This is a genomic window from Exiguobacterium sp. s194 (genome assembly GCF_018618275.1).
Taxonomy (GTDB): Bacteria; Bacillota; Bacilli; order Exiguobacteriales; family Exiguobacteriaceae; genus Exiguobacterium; species Exiguobacterium chiriqhucha.
On the sequence record NZ_JACSLT010000014.1, the window covers coordinates 1 to 22,188 of the forward strand.

General features: G+C 49.3%; 22 protein-coding genes. 1 reads left to right on the top strand and 21 read right to left on the bottom strand.

Translation table 11 applies throughout. The features are described 5' to 3' along the window. Nucleotides 1–202: 202 nt before the first annotated feature. From KNP85_RS14670 to KNP85_RS14765, 20 genes are all read right to left on the bottom strand, one after another. Nucleotides 203–847 (bottom strand): thioredoxin domain-containing protein, encoded by a 645-nt coding sequence (locus KNP85_RS14670; protein ID WP_214803781.1) that lies wholly within the window; start codon nt 845–847, stop codon nt 203–205. A gap of 153 nt (nt 848–1,000) precedes the next feature. Then, nucleotides 1,001–1,609, bottom strand: a complete 609-nt coding sequence (locus KNP85_RS14675; RefSeq protein ID WP_214803783.1) for a sugar transferase — start codon at nt 1,607–1,609, stop codon at nt 1,001–1,003. 11 nt (nt 1,610–1,620) lie between these two features. Then, the gene (rfbB, locus tag KNP85_RS14680; RefSeq protein WP_214803785.1) at nt 1,621–2,679 is read right to left on the bottom strand and encodes a dTDP-glucose 4,6-dehydratase; all 1,059 of its coding nucleotides are present in this window, start codon (nt 2,677–2,679) and stop codon (nt 1,621–1,623) included. Next, complete coding sequence (gene rfbA / locus KNP85_RS14685; protein WP_021066351.1) at nt 2,585–3,556, bottom strand: glucose-1-phosphate thymidylyltransferase RfbA; 972 nt, start codon at nt 3,554–3,556, stop codon at nt 2,585–2,587. The genes rfbB and rfbA overlap by 95 nt, the downstream gene beginning before the upstream one ends. Beyond that, nucleotides 3,556–4,731 carry a DegT/DnrJ/EryC1/StrS family aminotransferase gene (locus KNP85_RS14690; RefSeq protein WP_214803787.1) on the bottom strand — a complete coding sequence of 392 codons (1,176 nt, stop codon included), beginning with the start codon at nt 4,729–4,731 and terminating at the stop codon, nt 3,556–3,558. The genes rfbA and KNP85_RS14690 overlap by 1 nt, the downstream gene beginning before the upstream one ends. 10 nt (nt 4,732–4,741) lie before the next feature. Continuing rightward, a complete protein-coding gene (locus KNP85_RS14695; protein WP_214803788.1) occupies nt 4,742–5,458 on the bottom strand; it encodes a WbqC family protein in 717 nt (238 codons plus the stop codon). A 12-nt stretch (nt 5,459–5,470) separates the two neighbouring features. Continuing rightward, nucleotides 5,471–6,601 carry a glycosyltransferase family 4 protein gene (locus KNP85_RS14700; protein ID WP_214803791.1) on the bottom strand — a complete coding sequence of 377 codons (1,131 nt, stop codon included), beginning with the start codon at nt 6,599–6,601 and terminating at the stop codon, nt 5,471–5,473. Continuing rightward, nucleotides 6,598–7,755, bottom strand: coding sequence for a non-hydrolyzing UDP-N-acetylglucosamine 2-epimerase (gene wecB, locus KNP85_RS14705; RefSeq protein WP_214803793.1), 1,158 nt, complete (start codon nt 7,753–7,755; stop codon nt 6,598–6,600). Before wecB ends, KNP85_RS14700 begins: the two co-directional genes overlap by 4 nt. Then, nucleotides 7,682–8,866 carry a polysaccharide biosynthesis C-terminal domain-containing protein gene (locus KNP85_RS14710; protein ID WP_214803795.1) on the bottom strand — a complete coding sequence of 395 codons (1,185 nt, stop codon included), beginning with the start codon at nt 8,864–8,866 and terminating at the stop codon, nt 7,682–7,684. The genes wecB and KNP85_RS14710 overlap by 74 nt, the downstream gene beginning before the upstream one ends. Continuing rightward, the gene (locus KNP85_RS14715) at nt 8,863–9,888 is read right to left on the bottom strand and encodes a polysaccharide biosynthesis protein (protein WP_214803797.1); all 1,026 of its coding nucleotides are present in this window, start codon (nt 9,886–9,888) and stop codon (nt 8,863–8,865) included. The genes KNP85_RS14710 and KNP85_RS14715 overlap by 4 nt, the downstream gene beginning before the upstream one ends. Nucleotides 9,889–10,080: 192 nt before the next feature. Then, a complete protein-coding gene (locus KNP85_RS14720; RefSeq protein WP_214803799.1) occupies nt 10,081–11,622 on the bottom strand; it encodes an oligosaccharide flippase family protein in 1,542 nt (513 codons plus the stop codon). 15 nt (nt 11,623–11,637) lie between these two features. Next, nucleotides 11,638–12,702, bottom strand: a complete 1,065-nt coding sequence (locus tag KNP85_RS14725) for an EpsG family protein (RefSeq protein WP_021066343.1) — start codon at nt 12,700–12,702, stop codon at nt 11,638–11,640. Nucleotides 12,703–12,722: 20 nt separating this feature from the next. Then, entirely contained in the window at nt 12,723–13,658 is a 936-nt protein-coding gene (locus KNP85_RS14730; RefSeq protein WP_214803801.1) for a glycosyltransferase family 2 protein, read from the bottom strand. Further along, nucleotides 13,601–14,872: a glycosyltransferase gene (locus KNP85_RS14735; protein ID WP_214803803.1), complete on the bottom strand. Its 1,272-nt coding sequence runs from the start codon at nt 14,870–14,872 to the stop codon at nt 13,601–13,603. Before KNP85_RS14735 ends, KNP85_RS14730 begins: the two co-directional genes overlap by 58 nt. 16 nt (nt 14,873–14,888) lie before the next feature. Next, entirely contained in the window at nt 14,889–15,593 is a 705-nt protein-coding gene (locus KNP85_RS14740; protein WP_021066340.1) for a CpsD/CapB family tyrosine-protein kinase, read from the bottom strand. After that, complete coding sequence (locus KNP85_RS14745) at nt 15,556–16,332, bottom strand: YveK family protein (RefSeq protein ID WP_214803805.1); 777 nt, start codon at nt 16,330–16,332, stop codon at nt 15,556–15,558. Before KNP85_RS14745 ends, KNP85_RS14740 begins: the two co-directional genes overlap by 38 nt. A 134-nt stretch (nt 16,333–16,466) precedes the next feature. Further along, on the bottom strand, nt 16,467–17,624 hold the full coding sequence (locus KNP85_RS14750; protein ID WP_214803807.1) for a glycosyltransferase family 4 protein: 1,158 nt from the start codon (nt 17,622–17,624) through the stop codon (nt 16,467–16,469). Nucleotides 17,625–17,637: 13 nt separating this feature from the next. Beyond that, nucleotides 17,638–18,690 carry a glycosyltransferase family 2 protein gene (locus KNP85_RS14755; RefSeq protein WP_214803809.1) on the bottom strand — a complete coding sequence of 351 codons (1,053 nt, stop codon included), beginning with the start codon at nt 18,688–18,690 and terminating at the stop codon, nt 17,638–17,640. Nucleotides 18,691–18,862: 172 nt separating this feature from the next. Further along, nucleotides 18,863–19,768, bottom strand: coding sequence for an NAD(P)-dependent oxidoreductase (locus KNP85_RS14760; protein ID WP_214803811.1), 906 nt, complete (start codon nt 19,766–19,768; stop codon nt 18,863–18,865). Beyond that, a complete protein-coding gene (locus KNP85_RS14765; protein WP_214803813.1) occupies nt 19,765–20,610 on the bottom strand; it encodes an aldolase/citrate lyase family protein in 846 nt (281 codons plus the stop codon). Before KNP85_RS14765 ends, KNP85_RS14760 begins: the two co-directional genes overlap by 4 nt. 283 nt (nt 20,611–20,893) lie before the next feature. Here KNP85_RS14765 and KNP85_RS14770 point away from each other — a divergent pair, with 283 nt between their 5' ends. Further along, entirely contained in the window at nt 20,894–21,541 is a 648-nt protein-coding gene (locus tag KNP85_RS14770; RefSeq protein WP_214803814.1) for an acetyltransferase, read from the top strand. 38 nt (nt 21,542–21,579) lie between these two features. On the opposite strand, the gene KNP85_RS14775 is transcribed toward KNP85_RS14770, so the two are convergent. Further along, nucleotides 21,580–22,035, bottom strand: a complete 456-nt coding sequence (locus KNP85_RS14775; RefSeq protein ID WP_214803816.1) for a hypothetical protein — start codon at nt 22,033–22,035, stop codon at nt 21,580–21,582. Nucleotides 22,036–22,188 lie beyond the last annotated feature (153 nt).

Genomic DNA, 22,188 nt, shown 5'->3' on the forward strand with positions numbered 1-22,188 from the left:
TTCACCCGCTTCTCCGTCAGGGGAAAACAGCGCGTGAGACGCGAGCTCGGCTTCGCGCTCATGGCGGTGAACCTGCGGAAGTTCATCGCCACCGTTGTCGCCCGAAGTACAAAGAAGGGGTCCGGTCACCGAAAATCGGTGACCGGACCCCTCTTTTTGATTGAAATACTTTAGAACTGGCTAGTTATGTCCCAGCCTCATTTTAGTCTTCTGGCAATTCGACTTCGTCGCCCGCTTCGATGGTGCCGTTCATGACGTGTTCCATTTCCTCCAAACTGAACGCGTCCACGAGCTGGATACCGTCGACGTACACCGTCGGCACGTACTTGACGCCGAAGTCGCGCGTGAACAGCCGTGAGTTTTGGATGCCGATATCGACGTGGTTCTCAAGCAGTTCGTCCACATTCAGGTTGAACTCAGAGGCGATTTTTTGGACATGGGTTTCCGTCCCGAAGCCGTCCGACCCCGAGTCGTGTCCGATGGCGCGCTGCACTTCATAGTAGCGGTCCGGGATGAGCCGTTCCACGTTATAATCCACGTTCGCGAGCAGTTGCGACTGTTCGTTCAACAGGACGAGCGGCTGTCCTTTGAACGTCGCCTCGCCCGCGTCAAGCCAGCGCTCCTCGATTTCCGGCAGTACCTCTTCCATCCACTTCTTACACCACGGACAGCTGTAGTCGAAGAGGAACACGATCTCATGCTCGCCTTCCCCGAGCACGACTTTTTCTTCGAGTGGGAGCTCGTAGGCCGTATATGTATGGATTTTCGTCGAGTCGACCGCCTCGCTTTGGCTGCAGGCCGTGAGAATCAAGATGAGTCCAACGAATAAGAACAGAAACCGTTTCATGTATAAACCTCCATTTGTTCGATTATTCACAAATTTAGTTATAGCACGTCTGCTCAACAGACTCGAGTGACGTTCTAGTGAATTTCGTCAAAAGAAATGACACACAAGAAAACGAGCGGACGCATGCCCGCTCGCTTCATTTGACGACACACTTCATCTTTCATTCCCCATAAACGCCTCCATCGTCGCCGCCGTATCCGACGAGATTCCCTCCTTCTTCACGACTTTCCAGACCGTCTGCAGGATGATCTTCCAGTCGTTGAGGAACGTGACGTTGTCAACGTACTTCACGTCGAGCGCGAAGCGGTCGGGCCAGGACAACCGGTTCCGTCCGTTCACTTGGGCGAGTCCCGTCAGTCCGGGACGGACATCGTGACGTCGGCGTTGCTCCTCGTTATAACGCGGTAAATATTCGACGAGCAACGGGCGCGGTCCGACAATCGCAATGTCGCCTTTGACGATATTGAGCAGGCTCGGCAGTTCATCGAGACTGAGTGACCGGAGCGTCTCGCCGAACGGGGTCAAACGTACCTCGTCAGGTAACAACTTTCCATGCTCATCCCGCTTGTCTGTCATCGTTCGAAACTTGAGCATCTCGAAGATAACGCCGTCCTTTCCGGGACGTTTCTGTTTGAACAACACTGGTCCCCCGAGTTTCCACTTGATGAGACCCGCAATCGTCAGAAGAACAGGGCTTAAAACGAGTAACGAAACCGTCGCAAGGATTGCATCTTGTGGGCGTTTCACCAAACGTTCGTACATGATGACCCCTCCTATCTGAACGAAGAATACATCGAGTCGTAATAGGTTTGATACGCACCAGACACGATTCGCTCAATCCATTCAGGATGCCCCACATACCACTGAATCGTTTCCGCGATTCCGTCTTCAAATCGATATCGTGGGGTCCATCCCAATTCATTGGCCATCTTGGTCGCGTCGATCGCATAGCGGCGATCGTGCCCTGGACGATCTTTGACGAATTGAATCAGTTCTTCTGACTGGCCGAAAGCTTTGATGATGATTTGCACGAGCTCCAAGTTCGTCTTTTCATTATGACCGCCGATATTGTAAACTTCTCCGAAGCGTCCATGTTCTCGAACGACATCGATGGCTTCACAATGATCGCTCACATGGAGCCAGTCCCGAATCTGCTGGCCGTCTCCGTAGACCGGCAATGGCAGATTCGTCATACAGTTATGAATCATGAGCGGGATGAGTTTCTCTGGGAACTGATACGGCCCATAGTTGTTGCTGCATCGCGTCGTCTTGACCGGCAACCCATACGTCTCGTAATAGGCTCGAACGAGCAGGTCAGAACTTGCTTTCGAGGCGGAATATGGACTGTTCGGGGCAATGGGAGAGTCTTCAGTGAAATAACCGATCGCTCCGAGTGAACCGTATACTTCGTCGGTCGACACATGGACGAAACAGACGCCCGCTTTATAATCGCGACTATATTTATTGTCAGGTTCACGTTTCCAATGTCGCATCGCCGTGTCGAGCAACACTTGCGTCCCGAGAATGTTTGTCGTCAAAAACAACTCGGGCTCGGTGATACTCCGATCGACATGTGATTCTGCAGCGAAGTGAACGACTTCATCCACGTCATATGCTTGAAACAACTGTTCAATTGCTTGACGGTCACGAATATCAACCTTTTCGAAATGATAAAGCGGATCTGCTTCGAACTCGCGCAAGTTCTCCAAGTTCCCTGCATAGGTGAGCACATCGACGTTAAGAATGCGGTACGTCGGATGTTTTACCCGTAAGTGTTTTATGAAATTTGAACCGATGAACCCGGCTCCGCCAGTCACTAGAATCGTTCGCATCCGTTCTCTCCCCTTCCTCGACGAGTGATAAGAGATATTGTCCATAATCCGTCATCTTGAGCGTCAAACCGATATCTTTCAACTCATCTCTTGTGATGAACCCGCGACGCCAAGCGATTTCCTCGAGACAGGCGATGTAATAGCCTTGCCGTTCTTGTACCGTTTGAACGAACACAGCTGCTTTGATCATGCCTTCTGGTGTGCCGGTATCGAGCCAGGCCATTCCGCGGCCGAACAAAACGACGTTCAACTCGCCGCGTTCCAGATACATATTATTGATTGACGTGATTTCGAGTTCTCCTCGTGCAGAAGGCTCAACACGTTTGGCGAACTCCACGACTTGATTGTCGTAAAAGTAAAGTCCTGGGACCGCATAGTTCGATTTTGGTTCAGCCGGTTTTTCTTCAATCGAGACAACTCGATTTTGTGAATCAAATTCAACGACTCCAAACGCCCGTGGATCTTTTACCGGATAGCCAAAGACGGTCGCTCCTTGTTTTTTCGATTGTGCGTGTTTCAAGAATCGAGTTAAATCCGGTCCGTAGAAAACGTTATCCCCCAAGATGAGACAGACCGAGTCGTCACCGATGAAGTCAGCTCCTAAAATAAACGCATCTGCTAGTCCGACCGGCTTGGTCTGCACTTTATACGAGATGTCGATACCGAGTTGATGCCCGTCCCCGAACAATCGCTCATATCCACCAATGTCTTGCGGAGTCGAAATGAGCAGAATCTCCCGAATACCTGCGAGCATCAACACGGACATTGGATAATAAATCAACGGCTTGTCGTAGATTGGTAACAGTTGTTTCGAGACGGCCTTCGTCATCGGATAGAGGCGCGTTCCATTCCCACCCGCTAATATAATCCCTTTCATCACTTCATCACCCTTTCTTGAATCGTGGCACAAATCCGGGTTACATCTTCTGTAGTAAGGTCTGGGTAAAGTGGAAGTGTCAGTACACGTTCGGCAATCGTGCGGGCAACGGGTGTGCGACGGCTCGCGAAACGATTATGATTCCACGCATAATCCGTTACGAGCGGATAGAAGTACTTTCGAGTGAAGATTCCTTCTTTCGCCAGGGCGTCATGCAGTTCATCCCGTCGATTTTCTTCTGCTGTGAAAATGATGGGATAGTACGAATGGTTCGTCTCGACACCTTCTTGAGGTGTCAGAATCCGAATTCCTGGAATGTTCTTGAGTAATTCGTCATATAGCTCGCGCACTTGCTTCCGCCGCGCGATCGTCTCATCAATACGACGCAAGTTGCATAGCCCCATCGCTGCTTGGAACTCGTTCATCTTGGCGTTCCCGCCCGTCACTTCCACCGTTTCTGGTCCGGTGATGCCAAAGTTTTTCAATTGGTCGAAACGATGTTTCAGTGCCGGATCATTGTATGTCAGAGCCCCGCCTTCGATGGTATGGAATACTTTCGTGGCGTGGAAACTGAACATCGAGACGTCTCCGAACGTTCCGATTCCTCGTCCGTTCACTTTGACGCCGAACGTATGGGCCGCGTCATAAATCACTTTCAAGTTGTGTCGTTTGGCAATCGCTTCGATGGCCTCAACATCACATACATTTCCGTATACATGGACAGGAAGGATGGCTGAAGTTTTGGGTGTAATCAGATGTTCTAGTTTTGTAGCATCGAGCGTAAAGTCATCTGATCGGATATCTCCATAAACGGGTGTTAGCCCTTTACGAATCAGTGCATGACTTGTCGAAGCAAAAGTAAAAGGCGTCGTAATGACCTCACCTGTCAATCCGAGTGCTTCAATCGCCGTCTCGAGCGCCAAGTGCCCGTTCGTGAACAGTGACACGTGTTCTACATCCAAATACTCAATCAGCTCCTGTTCAAGTTGCTGATGTTTGGTGCCGTTGTTCGTCAACCATCCTGACTCCCATATGTCACGAATCTCATCCGTATATTCTTCAAAGGAGGGAAGTACGGATTTGGTGATCGGAATAGCTGTCGGTTTGCGGTCAGGCTTGTTCACTACTGGACGAACCGGGAATGCGGCGGATTGGATATCGATGATGTGTAGCATAAGGCACCTCCTAGGTCACTTGGCGATTCGAGACGAGTGCGTAACGTTCAAGGATGAGCTGGATTTCCTGTTTGGGACAATGCATCATCACGTCGATGATGGACAGATTCGCTTGAAACGGACATGATCCTTGATGGTAAATGATTGGCTCGGTCTCGATGAATGATAAATCGATTCCCGCCTGTTCGAACACCTCGGTATCGTACAAGTCCATTCCGTTGATGGCATTCACGTAATGCGTCGCCCTCAAATGCTCACATATATTGAGGATTCTCGCTTGGCCCTTCAATCCAACCCCAGCGTTCAATTCTGACGAGAGAATGAATGTCGTTGAAATGCCGAGGTACCGAGCGACTTCCTCGATGCTGTATGCCAAATATTTCCCGACGTTTCGCTCGGGATGACGAATCACGCGTTCGAGTAACGGGAAGACGTGTTCAAATTGAGGGGCTTTGTGATAGGCGTGTCGCAACAACTTCAACTGTTGTTCAACGATTTCGTCTGGTTGCGAACGCTCATGGTCGCAAATCAAACGATTCTGGCTCATCTTCTGAATGGGTAAGGTGATCGGATGAGGATTTCCGTCAATCAGAATCCGATTGCGATGAATCCAACCCTTTTTGATGAAATGAACGTCGTCATACACAACGAACGTATCAACCGCATGAATCAATTGGAAGTACCCGATATATGGGAAGAAGTAAGGCTGCATAATGGCCACGTTCATGACATTTCTCCTTTACGAAATAATCTGTTTCGCACGCAACGTGTCATAGTACCCTTTTGCTGTGACATCGTTACGGTGGAACTTGACGAGTTCCCGCGATAACATACCATGTTCGATGAGACGCTCCGGATGTTCGAGGTATTGTTCAATCCCTCGTTCAATCGATTCGACCGTGACGCCACACATATAGCAATTCTTACCGTCTACGGAATGATGGGAGACGTTGTTGATTTGATCGCTGATGACGACCCCCATGCCCGAGGCTCTCGCTTCGATGATAGTCCCATTCCCGTTCGAATACGTTGCCGGCAGTACCAAAATGTCCGCTTGTTCATACACTTTCGGCATCTCATCCCACGCCCGAATCTCATCTAAGAAGTGGACGTTCTTCAAATCGTGTTCTGCGATGTAGGCTTTACACGCCTCGAGCTGTTGCCCCGAATTGTTCAAATAGAGTTCGAGGGAATAGCGTTTTGATAAGTTCCGATACGCTTCTAGCACGAGTAGTGGTTGATAGCGTTCGACGAGTCGATTCGCAAACAATAGTTTGAATGTATCGCCCTGCTGTTTCCGTCTCAATCCATGATCGAAGTACGCATCAATGTCTTGGGCATACGTCGCATGTACGACTTTATTAGGGTCAAACCCGAGTTGGTGTTTGAATTGCTCCACTGCTACCGTCCCCATCCCGAAGTAGAGGTCAGCGTCCTTGAACATCCAGTGCAACAGCTTCGTTTTGTATGGATTATCCTGCGGATTCGTCAGCCGGTCAGACGGATCGTCGTCATTTTGTAGCGGTCGAAGCGGCTCACTCATAATGACGGTTTTGATGCCGAACAGTTTCGCGATTCTCACGATGGCAGCATGTCCCGCCATGAACCCGCCGAGTAGGATGACGTCTGGTTTGAAACGAATCAACTCTGGGATCAAGCCGAGTGAGAGATAGCCAATCTTCGGAAACCACTTCGAACATTTCAACACCTGACATTTATCACCGAGTGGGATTTTCCACCAGTCTGGCCGATTTTGATCTAGATATTCGTAAAACCAAAATTCAGAGTCAAAGTACTCTTCCAAGGCGTAGCACAGCTTCACCTGATAAGGAGAAGCGATGTTTCCGATAAAAACGAGTTTTTGTTTCATCGTTCACCCTCCTTTACAGTTTGGCGTGGATCCGTTGTACCTTTCCATACTTCGCGTCGGACGTAGTCCGTATACGAAATCAAAATCCGCACCACTTTGTCAGAGACGTTTGGCATGCTGTAATCACTGACGATGCGAGGCCGCTCTTGTTGCATGACGACTGATAACCCTTGTAAGATTCGCTCTGTTTCGAGACCAACCATCAGCACGGCCCCTTCTTCCATCGCTTCCGGCCGTTCGTGTGTCTCACGGATATTCAACCCTCGCAACCCAAGAATCGAAGACTCCTCGCTAATCGTCCCACTGTCACTGAGCACCGCCTTGGCGTGCAGTTGAAGGTGATTGTAATCGACAAACCCCAACGGCTTGAGAAGTCGAACCAACGGATGGAACGAGACGTTCAGTTCATGGATTCGCTTCATCGTCCGAGGATGAGTGCTGACGATGACAGGCAGTCCATATTGCGCTGCAATGGCATTTAAACTGTCGACGAGTGCGAGAAAGTGTTGATCAGAGTTAACATTTTCTTCGCGATGCGCCGAAACGATGAAGTAGTTGTCAGGGCTCAATTCGAGTCGATCGAGTACATCGGAGTTTTCAATCGCCTTTCGTTTAGACATCAATACCTCGAACATCGGGCTCCCCGTCTTGATGATTCGTTCTGCCGGAAGCCCTTCGCGGAGAAGATATTCACGAGCGATATCGCTGTACGTTAAATTCACGTCCGCCGTATGATCGACAATCTTCCGATTGATTTCTTCCGGGACGCGTTGATCGAAGCAACGGTTCCCTGCCTCCATATGGAAAATCGGGATTTTCCGTCGTTTGGCTGCGATTGCCGCGAGACAAGAGTTCGTATCTCCGAGAATCAACACCGCGTCCGGACGTTCAAGCTCGAGGACTGGATCGACTTGGATGAGAATGTTGCCGATCGTCTCGATTGGACTGCCCGTTGCCGAATTGAGGAAGTAATCTGGTTTTCGCAAGGAGAAATCTTGGAAAAACACTTCATTCAATTCATAATCATAATTCTGTCCCGTATGCACAAGGACATGCTCGATGGCCTCAGAGTGTTCCAGTTTATGAATAACGGCCGACAGGCGTATGATTTCGGGACGCGTCCCGACGATGGTCATCACTTTGAGTCGTTTCATCTTGCACCTCCATAAAGTATGTGTCCGGGTTGTTCGAATCATAGGCCTCATTCACCCACATGACGGTCACCAAGTCGGTCGTTCCGATGTTTTCAATGTTGTGCGTATAGCCGGTCGGGATATCGAGCACACGCATCATCTCTCCCGTGACGTGATACGTATGGACCTCGCTCTCTCCGACCTTGCGGAAACGAATCAACGCCTCGCCGCTGACCACGAGGAACTTCTCATTTTTCGTGTGGTGCCAGTGGTTCCCTTTCGTGATTCCGGGCTTGGCCACGTTAATGGACACTTGCCCTCGGTCGGGCGTCCGTATGAATTCAGTGAACGATCCGCGTGCATCTTCATTCAATTTCAAGTCATAAGCGAAGCGGTCGACAGGTAAGTAACTGAGGTACGTACTGTACAGCTGCTTGGTAAACGCATCATCGAGTTGCGGGACGGTCAAGCTCCGTCGACTCTCTTTGAACACCTGTAACAGGTCGGCAATCCGGCCGAGCTCGATTGGCGGATGGACCGCAACGTCTTCCTCAAACACAGCATGCGTTTTTACATTGGCATCTAGTAAGTGGACTAACGCATCGAGCACGTCATCGATGTACGCCAGTTGCACGGTCCGTGTCGGGTCATGGATTTCTAACGGTAAGTCGCGAGCGGCCCGATAACAGAACGTCGCGACGACACTGTTATAGTTCGGTCGTCCCCACTTGCCGAATAAATTTGGGAAACGGAACAGATAGATAGTGCGTCCCGTTTTCTCATGTTCCTGTTTTAAGATGTTCTCTGCAGCGAGTTTACTGCGACCGTATGGATTATCTTGCGTCGCTTGAATCGAGGAAGCGAACATGATTGATGCATCATTCTCATAAGACGCCAACGATGCAATCAATCGTTCCGTGAACCCGGTGTTCCCTTCCTCAAAGTCGGTTTCCACTTCAGATCGGTTCACTCCGGCCAAGTGATAGACGAACTCGGCATGTTGGCAATATCGTTGAAATTCGGCTTCTGACGTATTGCGCGTGGATGAGAATACCTCGTAACCTCGTGCGGTTAGCTCAGCGACTAGATTTTTACCGATGAATCCAGTTGCTCCGGTGACAAGAATCTTCATGATACTTTCACCCAGCTCGCGAGTTCTTGTTGAATGTAGGTTAGCGTCAATAACAGCTGTTTCACTTGCTCGACGTTCAACTGTTCCGTGTTGGCCGAGTTGTATTCGCCCTCGACCGTCAAACGCTTGCTACCTTCGTTGAAATATTTATCGTAGTTTAAGTCGCGCGTATCAGCTGGAACGCGGTAGAAACCGCCCATGTCTTCTGCGACGACATTCTCTTCTCGTGTCAACAGCGTCTCGTATGACTTCTCACCGTGCCGTGTGCCGATGACTTTAATTGGATTGTTCGCATGGAACAGTTCAAGTAGCGCCTGGGCCAACACTCCAATTGTAGACGCAGGTGATTTTTGGACCATGATGTCTCCCGCATGTGCATGCTTGAAGGCGAAGACGACGAGTTCGACCGCGTCTTCGAGACTCATTAAGAAACGTGTCATGAACGGGTCTGTCACGGTCAACGGCTCTCCCCGTTTGATTTGATCCACGAATAGCGGGATGACAGAACCCCTTGATGCCATGACGTTTCCGTAGCGCGTACCGCAAATCAATGTCTGGTCCGGTCCAACAGCTTTCGCTTTGGCGACGAACACCTTTTCCATCATCGCTTTGGAAATACCCATCGCATTGATTGGATAGGCCGCCTTATCGGTCGACAGGCAGATGACTTTTTGAACTTGTTGCTCGATGGCTGCGTTCAAGACGTTGTCTGTTCCAAGCACGTTAGTTTTCACTGCCTCTAGAGGGAAAAACTCACAGGAAGGAACTTGTTTCAACGCCGCCGCGTGGAACACATAATCGACACCGTACATCGCGTTGCGCACACTATTCACATCGCGCACATCACCGATATAAAACTTGAGTTTGTCGTCATGATATAGTTTGCGCATGTCGTCCTGTTTCTTCTCATCTCGTGAAAAGATACGGATCTCTTTAATATCAGTTTTCAGGAAACGCTGCATGACGGCGTTTCCGAATGAACCTGTTCCTCCAGTGATCAATAACGTCTTGTCTTTAAACATTGCAAATCCTCTCCTTTGTCATGATGTCGGTTGCTTCTAAAGGTGATGGGAAAGTTGAGTTGGAAACCATTGCAATGATGTTGATACTAACGTGTTACCCGACTCTTTGTGAGAATAGGAAAGAAATGTTTATCATTTTTTTGAAAGATGACATGTCTAATGTTTGTATCTCATGAAAAAAGACACCCTTGCTCAGGATGCCTTCGTTGCATGGCGGACAAATCCACGCAATAATTCTTTTTCGTCATCCCGAAACGTGAAGACCCACAGAAAGATAAAGTAGACGAGACCGAGCACAACAGCTTTAAAGAGGAAGTACATGAGCGAATCGACAGGTAGATATCGTTGGAGCAAGAAGCCGGAAATCCCTAGAAAAATCAAGGCCGGCGCAAGCTTCACATGACATTCGTAGAAGAATCTCCACATGCTCAATTTTAATATGCGAATATACACCATGTTCATGAAAATCACAGTGCCGACCAAGTTACCGACTAAAATGGCGCTTGCAGCACCGATTGCACCATACTGCGGTGACAAGATCAGCGATAGGATCACACTGACCGTCGCGACAATGAGCGACGCGAACGCCCGGTACTTGATTTGATTGAGCGCAATCAATGTCGTATAGGCAATTTCTTGCGTCAACGTAATGATGCCAGGAAGAATGAGTAATAATGCCACTACATAAGAGGGAAAGAAGTCTGGCCCGACCCAAAGTCCGATGAACTCCCGGCCCATCGTCGCAAAGCTGATGATAATCAAGCCGACGATGTATAATTGAATCCGCCCTACGCGGATTAATAGATTATCGAGTTCGGCCTGACGATTAAACGTAGTCATACGCGTGACTTTCGGCAGGAACAGTGACCCGATCGCCGAGGAAATGGTCCAGACATAACCTTCAATCACCATCCCAATCGAGAACAAGGCGATGGAGGCACTGCTCGCCAAAGCTCCGAGGATGGTCGGTGTGATATTTAAAATGAAGCGCTGCGCGATGGCAATCACGGTCGTCCACGAGGAGAACGTGAAGATGTCTCGGTACATCGAACGGCTGTTATGCAAAAAATCAATCGCCGTCTCTGTTTTACGCATGAGATAGATTCCTTTGCCGATAATAATTGACAGACCGACAAGCGCATTAACGAAGACAAGCGCATACAAGCCAAATCCGAATAGGAGCGCACCGACCATCAAGACGACCGTCGATACTTTCTCAATCAAGTTGAACCAGTTGAGGACAACGAATCGTTCATTCGCGATAAAAATCCCGTTGAACGGTTTGGTCGGAAACAAGACGACGATGTAAAAGCCAACCATGATATATAGCACTTGAAGCGTCTCAATCTCACCAGGAGATAAACTCGCATAAATCGTGTCGATCATCATATACACACCAATGAGTACGATCCCAATCAACAGCGCGATGCCTATGAAAAGTTTGAACGCGACCCCGAGAAAGCGAGACGCCCCTTCCGTATCCCCGAGGGCGTGGTATTTTGACAGGAACCGCGACACCGCCGCCTCTAACCCGAAATCCATCGCAAAGATGCTGACGAGCGACAGCGACAACATGTAGAGCCCGTAGTTCGCCTTCCCAATCTCCGCAATCATCCACGGGGTGTAAAACAGACCCGCCAGGATATTGAATCCGATGGCGACGTAAGACATAAGCACGCCAATCTTGATTTGCCGAGAGCTTTTTTGTTCATCAAATTCCACTTTCGTCGTCACCAGATTCCCCTCCTCTTATTTTTGTTGCCAAAAGAACATATAAAGCGGTTCATTGCGGACAAATAAGAGCAGCAGCATCGTGATGGCAACGTAATAGACGAGCAAACGTTCTCGCCGCTCGAATGAACGGAGAAGTTCAGGAATCAGTAGCATGACGAAGATTGAAAAGTACTGGACAATTCGCATCATCGAAGGGTTGATGAACGTTAATGGTAGGAAGCAAAGCGCCAACAGTAACGCATTTAAGTAGTGAGTTACGTTCGGATTGACCGCAATCATTTGTTCACGACGCCAAAGCGAGACAATCGTGATTAAAATCAAAATCATGGAGAAATTGAACGTACCTGCGCCCGTATAGTAGTCATACTCGTCATAACCGCTAATGGTACGGAAGAATTCGAAGAGTGGAACCCTAAAAACGAACAGGAATGGAATCAGCGCACCCATGAACAACAGATAGCGTGATGTAATCGTCTTCGTAGCCAAGAAATAAAACGGAAGGAAGACGAGTGCGGATTGATGAATCGTCGCTGCCAGCAACACGACACCGAGAAATGGCCAAAATCGTCTCGTTTGAATAAAGTAATAGCCGATCAACACGGCAATCGCCGTCGCAATTGTTTGGCGGATACCAGTAATGGCAAAGAACGCGTAAAACAGTGTTGAAAAAATTAGAAAACTGAGTAACGGTTCGCTAGAGTTTCGATAAATCCAAATCCCAAACGGAATCAAGAACAAGAGCGCAACCGTTAACAGGTACCACTGATAATTTTCTGTCGCCAGTTGAATTGTTTTTTGCAATAAGTAATAACCTGGATCTCTTCCGTCAGCGGCGCCAAAGAGAATGCTGACAAAATTGTCACCTAGACGTTCCCACGATATGCCTTTCGTCTCATCAAACATCCATTTGTATTGCATCGTATCGGCACCTACACTGAAATGTCGAAATCCTGATAAAAGTATCCACTGGCACGTCGCAATCGTCACAAACAGCAACTTTCCGTGCTTGATGCCATCATCACGCAGGAGGAGCGCCGCCCATGCAATCAGAAGCAACATATTAATCAAATAGATCCACATATGACCTCCTCCTTTTCCGCTTAACGATAACGAAGGTTCATCATTCCTCGATAGAGCATCAACACGCGATGATAGATGAACGAAGACGTCTGCAATTTCTTTTGTTCGAATTCACTTAAATGACGGTTCCCAGCGAAACGTTTTAATAAATCCTCTCTTACTTCAGGTTCAGTCGAGCGATACACCGCCTTAAATACCGTTTTAATCTGAGGCGTGGTAACACTATTTTGGGCATCAAGTCGTACTAACAGCTGTTCGAAAAAGCGAGCCGTCTCGATTGGCGCGAGGTCAGCTATTTTTTTAGTCTGTTGTTTTTCATGAATGCGTGTCTTCGAGTGTGGAGTCGTTGTCAATTTGAATTGATATCCTGCCAAAGCCATATCAACCCAGCACACCCAGTCCTGAATATATCGATACGTTGTTGGGAATCCTCCCACTTGTTCGAATGCTTGTTTGGGAATAAGTAACGCGCAGCCGCTCAAACAAGCTTTGAGTAAAAGGTAATCAAACATGGCCTCATCCTTGTACAACCCTTTCAACTGTCTTCTTGGACGATGGATGGGAGCCCCTGCTTCATTAATCAGTTTCGTACCACAAGACAATATATAGTTCTGAGCTTGATCACCAAGCTTCTGTAGTTCTTGGACTTGATTGTTCACCTTGTCCGGTTCATAAAGATCATCATGACTTAACCAAGAGAACCATTCACCGCGCATGTTCTCGATACCAAGATTTAGTGCGGTCGATACTCCGCCATTTGATTTTTCATAATATCGAATTTGGTTTCCAAAGCTACGGGCAATAGCCGCTGTCGCCCCGCTGTCTGTCGATCCGTCGTTGACTACAATCACTTCCACACGCTCATACGTTTGAGCGAGGGCACTTTCAATCGTTTCCTTCAAATAGTCCGCTCCATTGTAGACGGGGATGACAATCGAGACGAGTGGGCGTTCCATTGTGGATTCCTCCTTTTTTCGTCGACCAAGCTTTCATACACTCCCAGATAATCCGTCACTCGCTCTTCCATTGAAAAGGAGGTGCGTGCGTGCTCGACACAGGAATCCGTGTAGTGTTCCTTTCCGAGTCTTTTCATTTTTTCGATGGCAGCTATAACGGCCTCTAACCGTTGGGGCTGTATGACTTCACCACATGTAGGTGGAACTAGCTCTGGGTTAGCTGTCGCATCGAGCACAACGACCGGCGTTCCTGAGGCCATCGCTTCCGCGGTCACTTTCCCGAATGATTCTTCGACCGATAAGTTGAGGAACACATCTGCGAGCGCATAGTAGTCAGCCAACTCCTCGATACGATTCGTTGAAGGAATATGAATCACATTCACTGGTAACGTGATGTCGGGAAGGTCTCCGACGAGCAACAATTGTGTTTCCGGCAACGCCTGTGCCACCTGCAAAAAGTCAGACAGTCCTTTCGAGTCGTCCCATGAGCTAGCGACGCCCAGTAGAACGAAACGGTTCTCTAACCCTAGCACCTCACGTAACCCTGATGTGTCCCTGGGGTAGAAAATATCGAGGTCGACCCAGTTGTAAATCCGCCGAATCATCTTTGCATTACCGAGAAATGAAAATCGTGCTTCAATCGTGATCCAATCCGAGACGCCGATGACGGCTAATCGCGAGATGTTTTCGAACCATCGTTTTTTGTCCTGCCACATTTCAGCAGTCCGATCAAGACCCCAACTTGGATTATCAAGCGCAAGTCTAGGGCAGCTCCCGCATCCATCTCGCCAACGCTCACAACCGGTTCGCGTATAATGCGTGCACTTCCCGGTGTAAAACCAACAATCATGTAGCGTCAGTACCGTCGGTGTGTCAGTATGCCTGAGCCAATTAAACAATGTCTCGAGATGGATATAATTGCCGTGGAGGTTGTGCAAATGCACGACGTCAGGCTTGTACGATTCGATATAATCGATGAGTTCTACCGTCGCCCCTTTTGAGAAATAGCCTTGTTTCCCACTCAAGCGAGACAAGAGCGCATGTCGCTTTTGATCGAAGGATGAACCGATGCGGAACCCACTTCCCGTATCTGGACCTGTCGCATAAGCGACGACACTCTCATGCCCATGGGCTACCGCTACAGACGAAATCTCTTTACAAATCCGTCCCGTGCTTTTGTCTTCATGAATGGCATTGATGTGTAAAATCCGCATGATTCTCCCTCCCTTCTTATTCGTACGTATAGGCGTAGTAGGCGTCCTTACCGCCCCGTTCCCGCTTGTTCATAACGATTCCAAGCATGTGAGCACCGGACAAGACAAGCTGTTCTTTCGCCTTTAAGACGAGATCGCGGTTTGAATTGTCACAACCTACGACGAGAATGGTTCCATCGGTCTCACTTGCCAACAGTCGACTGTCCGCAACGTGCATGAGTGGAGGAGCGTCCAAGATAACCAAGTCGTACTTTTCCTTCACCTCATCCAATAGTTGCTTCATCATTGGAGAAGCCAATAACTCAGATGGGTTCGGCGGGATTGGTCCTGCTGCCAGTAAATGAAGTTTTGGCACTTTCGTCATTTGAACCGCACGCTCAAACGATGTCCGTTTAGCGAGGACGGTAGACATACCGGTTTGCCCCGCTAGTTGGAATGTGAAATGCACCGTCGGCTTCCGCATATCACAGTCCATGAGCAACACCCGTTTTCCGAGCTGCGCATAGACGATGGCCAAGTTCGAAGCCGTCGTTGATTTCCCTTCGCCTGGCGACGCCGACGTGACAACAATCGTCTGTAACGTCGCACCAAGTGCCGTGAACTGTAGGTTGGTCCGAATCGTTCGATACTGTTCGGCAATCGGGGATTTAGGATTTGCCAATGTGATGAGGCTACGCCCAGAATCACGATGTTTGTCTTGTCTCTTTGACAGGTGGAACATGTGGGTCATCTCCTTTCGGTTCTTTGGCAACTTCAGCTTTTGCCTTCACCGCTTTGGGATTCATATCCCGTTTTTCAATGACCGGAATTGAACCAATCACCGGCAGAGACAAAATCAGTTCTGCCTCACGCTCATCGTGAATCCGTTTGTCAAACGTATGGCGGATGAGAGCGAGCGCTCCTCCGACCATGAAACCTGCAAGTAGACCAATCGCGGTGTTCATAACGAGGTTAGGAGCAATTGGATCACCGGGTACGACAGCCTCTGATAAAATGCGAACATTGTCGATGTTCATTAAATCAGGAATCTCACTCGCGAATACACGCGTGATGACATTTGCAATTTCAGTCGCCACGACTGGATCCACGTATTGAACGACGATGTTGATGACTTGCGAGTCCTCTTCACTTTCTACCAAAAGAATCTCACTGATGTCTGTCGGTGCTTCAGGCACTCTTTCTTGTACCTCGTTCAAGATAGCTGGACTGCGCATGATGACGCGGTACGTGTTCACGAGCGATAGTGAAGAAGATACTTGGGCACTGTCAATCACGTTCGTACCGGCTTCTTCTTTAGGTACAATCAATACTTGTGTCGAAGCCTCATAAGTCGGTGCAATCACATACTGACTTAAATAATAGGCCGCCCCTCCTCCAATGAGCATCATCAACACGAGAAGTAAAAAGTTTTTCTTTAGAACTCCAAATATTTCTGAGAGTAACATCGTTTGACTTTTCACACGTAAGCCCTCCTTCAGACAAAGTTGCCTATACAATAATCCAATCGAGATAATGAGATTGTTCTATGTCTTTACTTCTTACCCGACGTTCTCTGCAAATCGAAAAGAAATGTCTACCATCTTTTCATGAACTATCACGTCGGCTTATCTTGAAGGAATTGGGAATAGATGCGGCGCATCTCCGTCTTCGAGCGGTCGACGTCGAAAGCCTTGACCGACTCACTGTTGTGGAGCCCCATCTGGTGGGACAAATCAAAATCGAGTTGCATCGTCCGGATTGCTCGAGCGAACCCTGAAGCGTCTTCCGGCGAACACTTATACCCGGTCACCCCGTCAATCGAATAGTCATTGATGCCGTGGACGTTCGACGTGATGAGCGGGAGTCCAGCAGCCATCGCCTCGAGCGCGGCCATGCCGAGCCCTTCGCGTTTCGATGGGAAGACGAAGCAATCCGACGCCTTCATCACTTCGATGACGTCGTCCCGAAAACCGAGTAAAGTGACTTGCCGCTCGAGCCCTAGCTCCCGGATAAGCCGTTCGAGGTGGTCGTTGTTGTCACCCGTCCCGGCAATCAAATAGCGGAGCGTCGGTTCTTTTAGCGAGGCGATGGCACGGATGATCGTCTCGTGATTCTTGTTCTCGTTCAACTCGCCGACCGATAACAAGACAAAGTCGGTGTCACTGTCGATGCCGAGGCTTTTACGCTTCAACGTTCGGTCGATCGTGATCGCCTCGATCCGTTTCGTGTCGACGCCGATGCCGGGGATACGGAACGTATGTGACGTCTTGAACGTCTGTGCCCGTGAGAAGTCCTCCTCATTGATGGTGACGATTGTGTCGGTCAGACGGGCGAGCGTTCGTTCGACTGGATAATACAGCATCCAGTTGAGTGACGGGCTGCCCTTGAAAAAATGGAATCCGTGCGCCGTATACATGCATGGCGTATGCGTCTGGCGGGCGACGAGCCGACCGACGACCCCGCCGATTGGCGAGTGGCAATGGACGAAGTGATAGCGGTTCGCCGTCATGACGGCCTTCAATTGTTGATAGGCACGGACGTGACTGTTCATCCGCTTGATGTCACGCTCGAAATCGATTTGGAACAAACCGACGTTACTATCTTGTAAGTCCTGTTTAATGCGGGCAATTTTCTCAGGCGAATACATGCTGCCCCACTCGAAGTTCGTGGCGACGTCGACCTGATAGCCCATCTCTTGGAGCATCCGAATATTGTCGCGGTTGAAACTCTCAATCATTGAGACGACTGAGGCGACCATAAGCACTCGTTTCATCGTTCTCTCCTCCTCATACACGTTTCCGAAGATAATCGACACCACGCAACATCAAGACGAGCGGCACGGTCTGTTCGTTCTTACAAAGCTGGAAGAACGTCCGCCATTTCACATCGAAATGATGCATGTCCATCTGCGAATAGGCGAGCTTATACTCCTCTTGCCGGAGCACTTGTTTCAGCGACTCGGCCTGGGCGAAGAGTGATTTCGGTGCCGCAAGTTCGTTCAAGCCGATGCCAATCATACTGAGGGCGATTCGATTATAAAGGGCGTGATTGTACTCCTCCCCAAGTTGATGCGTCTCGATATAGCGCATCAAAATATGAAAGAACTGCAGGCGCGAGGAGATGAGGTCTTTGTGATACACACTCGACTCCGATGCAGCATTGGTTTTTCGGTAATGATAGACCGGATAGTCGATGTAAATGAATCGCTGGCAATGCTCCAACGCTTGGATTTGAAAATACAAGTCGACGAACGTCCCGTATGGACCGCCGAACGACAAATGTTTGATGAGGTCCCGATGATAGAGCGTGATGCAATTTGAATTGAGCGCATCCACGGTTTCCGGGCGAGCGAGCTCTTCACCAACGAGTCCGAATAATCGGCGGTGAACATAACGTCTCGTCTGCGCTGCGTCATACGACAAAAAATCCGCCTCAAAGATTCGTTTAGGGAGGGAACGGTCGGTGTATTCACGGACGTACGTGCCCATGACGGCATCGGCACGTCCTGCCTCTGCGTGCTCGACCATTAATCGAATCGCATCTAAGTCGAGCCAGTCGTCACTGTCGATGAACATGATGTACTCACCTGACGCCAATTGTAGGCCACGATTTCGGCAAGAGGAGCATCCTCGATTCGTCTGACTGATGACACGCACCCGTGGATCTTTGTCGTAGCTTAAGGCGATGTCGAGACTATGATCCGTACTGCCATCATCGATACAAATGATTTCGAGGTGTGGATACGTTTGATGGACAAGGCTATCAAGACATTGTCTCAAGTAGGCACTTGTGTTGTGGATGGGCACGACCAAACTGACGAGCGGGGTAAGACTTGGCATGTGGGTCACTCCTTCTAGGTTGTCGTTTCATGATGTGAGTGAAAGGCTATGATTCTATCCTCGTTGTTCCCGTAAGCCCTTTCCCGTAACTCACAAACAGAATGAGTGGTGGATAATCTTTTCGTGAAGTATAAAAAATGAAAAAAGCCGACCCTTGGGTCAGCTTCGCGTGTCAGTTAGGTTGTTCATGTAACAAGTTATGAAAGATATTATCAAACAGCCTCTCATTCACCCGGTCCGACACGTATGAATTGTGCGGGGTGAGCGTCACCCATTCAAAATTATAGAGCGCGTGGTCCGACGGAAGCGGCTCAGTCTCAAAGACGTCCAAGGCGACCCCGAAGAACTTCCCTTCCTCGAGTGCGGCAATGAGCGCCGTCTCATCGATAATCGAGCCGCGCGCGACGTTCAACAGGACGGCGTCTTCTTTCATGGATGCAATCGCCTCCGCATCAATGACATGATACGTATCGTCGGTGAGCGGTAATGCGATGACGATGACGTCACTCTCCGCCAGGACGTCGTGCAACTCATCCATCAACACGTAACGGTCGACAAACGACACTTGTTTCTCGCGATGCCCGACGCCGATGATGGTCATATCGAACGCCCGGAGCCGCGTCGCAATCGCCTCTCCAACGTGACCGAGACCAAGCAAGGCGACGGTCTTCCCGGTCAGTTCGCGCAACCGACGCTCCTTCTCCCAATGCCGATTCGCCTGTTTCTCTCGAAACGCCGCCCCGTGCTTCATGAAGTCGAGCAATTGCCAGACAATCCATTCGGCCATCGGTACGGCGTACGTGTCGCCAGCGTTATAGATGCGGACGTCTCGTTTCTTAAGTTCTTCGAGCGGCAGACGGTCGAGTCCGGCGCTGATGGCTTGGACGAACTGCAGTCGTTTGAAATCCTCACATTGGCGATATTGAAACACATTGTTACAAATCAAGCCCTCGACCTCTGAGACATCGATGTCCGCTACGTCCGCCTCTTCCCGGAGAATCGTCACCGTATAGCCGAGTCGTTCAAGTTTTGCGAGTTGTTCAGGAGTCAACCGCACTCCTGTCGACAGCAAATTCATGACAAAATTCCTTTCCGGTTCTGGATTTCCGCCGTGATGGCATCGACGGTCGAGACGAGGCTCAACCGGTTCAATTCCAACCACTCCGGTGTCGCGTGTTCGAGCTGTTGCTCGTACACCCTAATTTTCCATACCCCTTCTTGGAACATTTGTGCCTGTTTGGCGTCAAGTTTTCCAATCGAACCGACATTACAAAAACTACGCGATAGAATCGCAAGTGACGAACCGAGCCGGACATGCTCGCCAATTACTTTCTCGGACGGGAGTCTCCCTTCCCCGATTCGAGCGATGCCGCCGAATCCATATGGGATTCCCGCCGTCTGTATTTGACGAACGACCGATTCGATTGTACCGTCAGCGAGCGGCTCAAATAAGAAACTTTGTCCGTAACTCAAATGAAGATCATTCAATCCGATATGGATATAGTCGATGCCCGATAATGTGAGCACGTCCGGCATACAGGCAACGGCCTCTTTTGTCTCGCACAACAGACAGACCTTGGCTCGCTTGTCGACAAGTTCGATGAATGTCGCGACTTCGTCGATTGTCTTATAATATGGCAACATGACGACGTCGGCACCACGATTGATCACTTCATTGATTTCATAGCGTGAGCCTTGAAAAATCGGATTGACGCGAACGAGCAGCTCGGCATGCTTCAAGACCGCGCGCAACCGACTCACATCGCGGATTGCGTGGCGTGAAATGACCGTGTCGAGATGACCTTGTCGTTCTTCTTTTCCGTTCAGTTCTAAATCGACGAATACCCAATCGACTCCGTTCTGTTCAGCGAGCAGCGCAATCTCCGGCTGGTTCGTAATGTACATCAATTTTAAAGGCATGGCGAGCACTCCTTCCGTAAGTAGATTACTTTAGGAAAATAGCCCGTCCGAAAAACAACAAAACGGAAATGCGAATAATGCTTTTGCAATCCAAACCTTTCGTATAGTGTTGTTTATTTATCGTCTGCCTCGTTATTTCGGGATGAGACCCTCATGTGGAATATGCTTTGATATCAAACTATTCTCGTAACTTCTTTTTGATTTTGTTTTAAATATGGTGAATCGGAAATAACTAACGTACAGTATAAAATTCGACAGTTTTCGGCAAAAGGGGTGACCAATTATGGAATGGATTGTGATATTTGGTGCAGGCGGTCACGCACAAGTTCTCATCGATATACTTGAACTAATGGGTGTTTATCGGATTGCGGGAATTTACGATGACAGTCCCAGTCTAGTAGGAAAGTTCATTGCTGGGTATCCGGTACTAGGACTGATTGATTCTAAGCTTGTGGCTCAGAAAGGGATTATCGGGGTCGGAGTGAATCACCATCGTGAGAACATTGCCAAAAAAGTTATGAAATACAATCCAGACTTTGAATTCGTCAACGCCGTGCACCCGAGTGCTATTATCGGCAAGAACGTCACCCTCGGCGCAGGAACGGCCGTCATGGCCGGTAGCGTCATCAACCCGAATGCCGTCATCGGTCCTCATAGCATCATCAATACGATGGCGTCGGTCGATCACGACTGTGTGCTCGAACCGTTCGCTTCGGTCGCCCCGGGCGCGCATCTCGGCGGCAACGTATATGTCGGCGCCCGCACGTTCATCGGTATGAGCGCGACAGTCATCCATGGAATTCACATCGGACACGACACGGTCATCGGTGCCGGGGCCACGGTCGTCAAGGACATCCCGAATCACGCCGTCGCCTACGGCTCCCCGGCCAAACCGGTGCGGGGCCGAGTCATGAACGAACGCTACCTGTAAGCAAAAACGAGGCCACCCCGCGCCGGGTGACCTCGTTTTCATTTCAACTCGCGATGCAGCTCGCGGTCGGTGATATAGTCCGGCTCGAGTTTCAAGATAACCCGGTCGAAGGCACGCTGGAGACCAAACATCCCGATGCAGAGCGCTGCGAACAAGATAAAGAAGGACGGACCCGCCGAGCCGGAATCGTACCAGCCGAGAAGCACGTACAGCATGACCAATCCGCATAACGTCAGCCAAAACGGCAACCGAACGAGCCGTTGATACGTCGCACTATGGTTGAACGATGCCCGGATTGACCCAAGTTTCCATTCGCGAATGGCCAACGGAATAACGCCTAGAAATCCGATACCGAGCACGACGAATTCGTATTGGGACACGTACTGGACGAGTATTCCCGTGATGATGGCCGAAGCGGCCCCAATGATGAAGGTCTTCGCATTTCCTTGCCGTGCGTAATCGACAAGGCGACGGACATGTTGTTCACGTCTCATAGTCCTCCTCCTTCTTATTAATCAGGTTATTAAATCTATACGGATAAAAGGTAACGTATGTTTCAAACTAATATTGGAGAAAATATGTAGAATCAGCATTTAAATTCTACATTATTCGACTAATTGTAAGGAGCACATTGTCCTTTCTTCGAT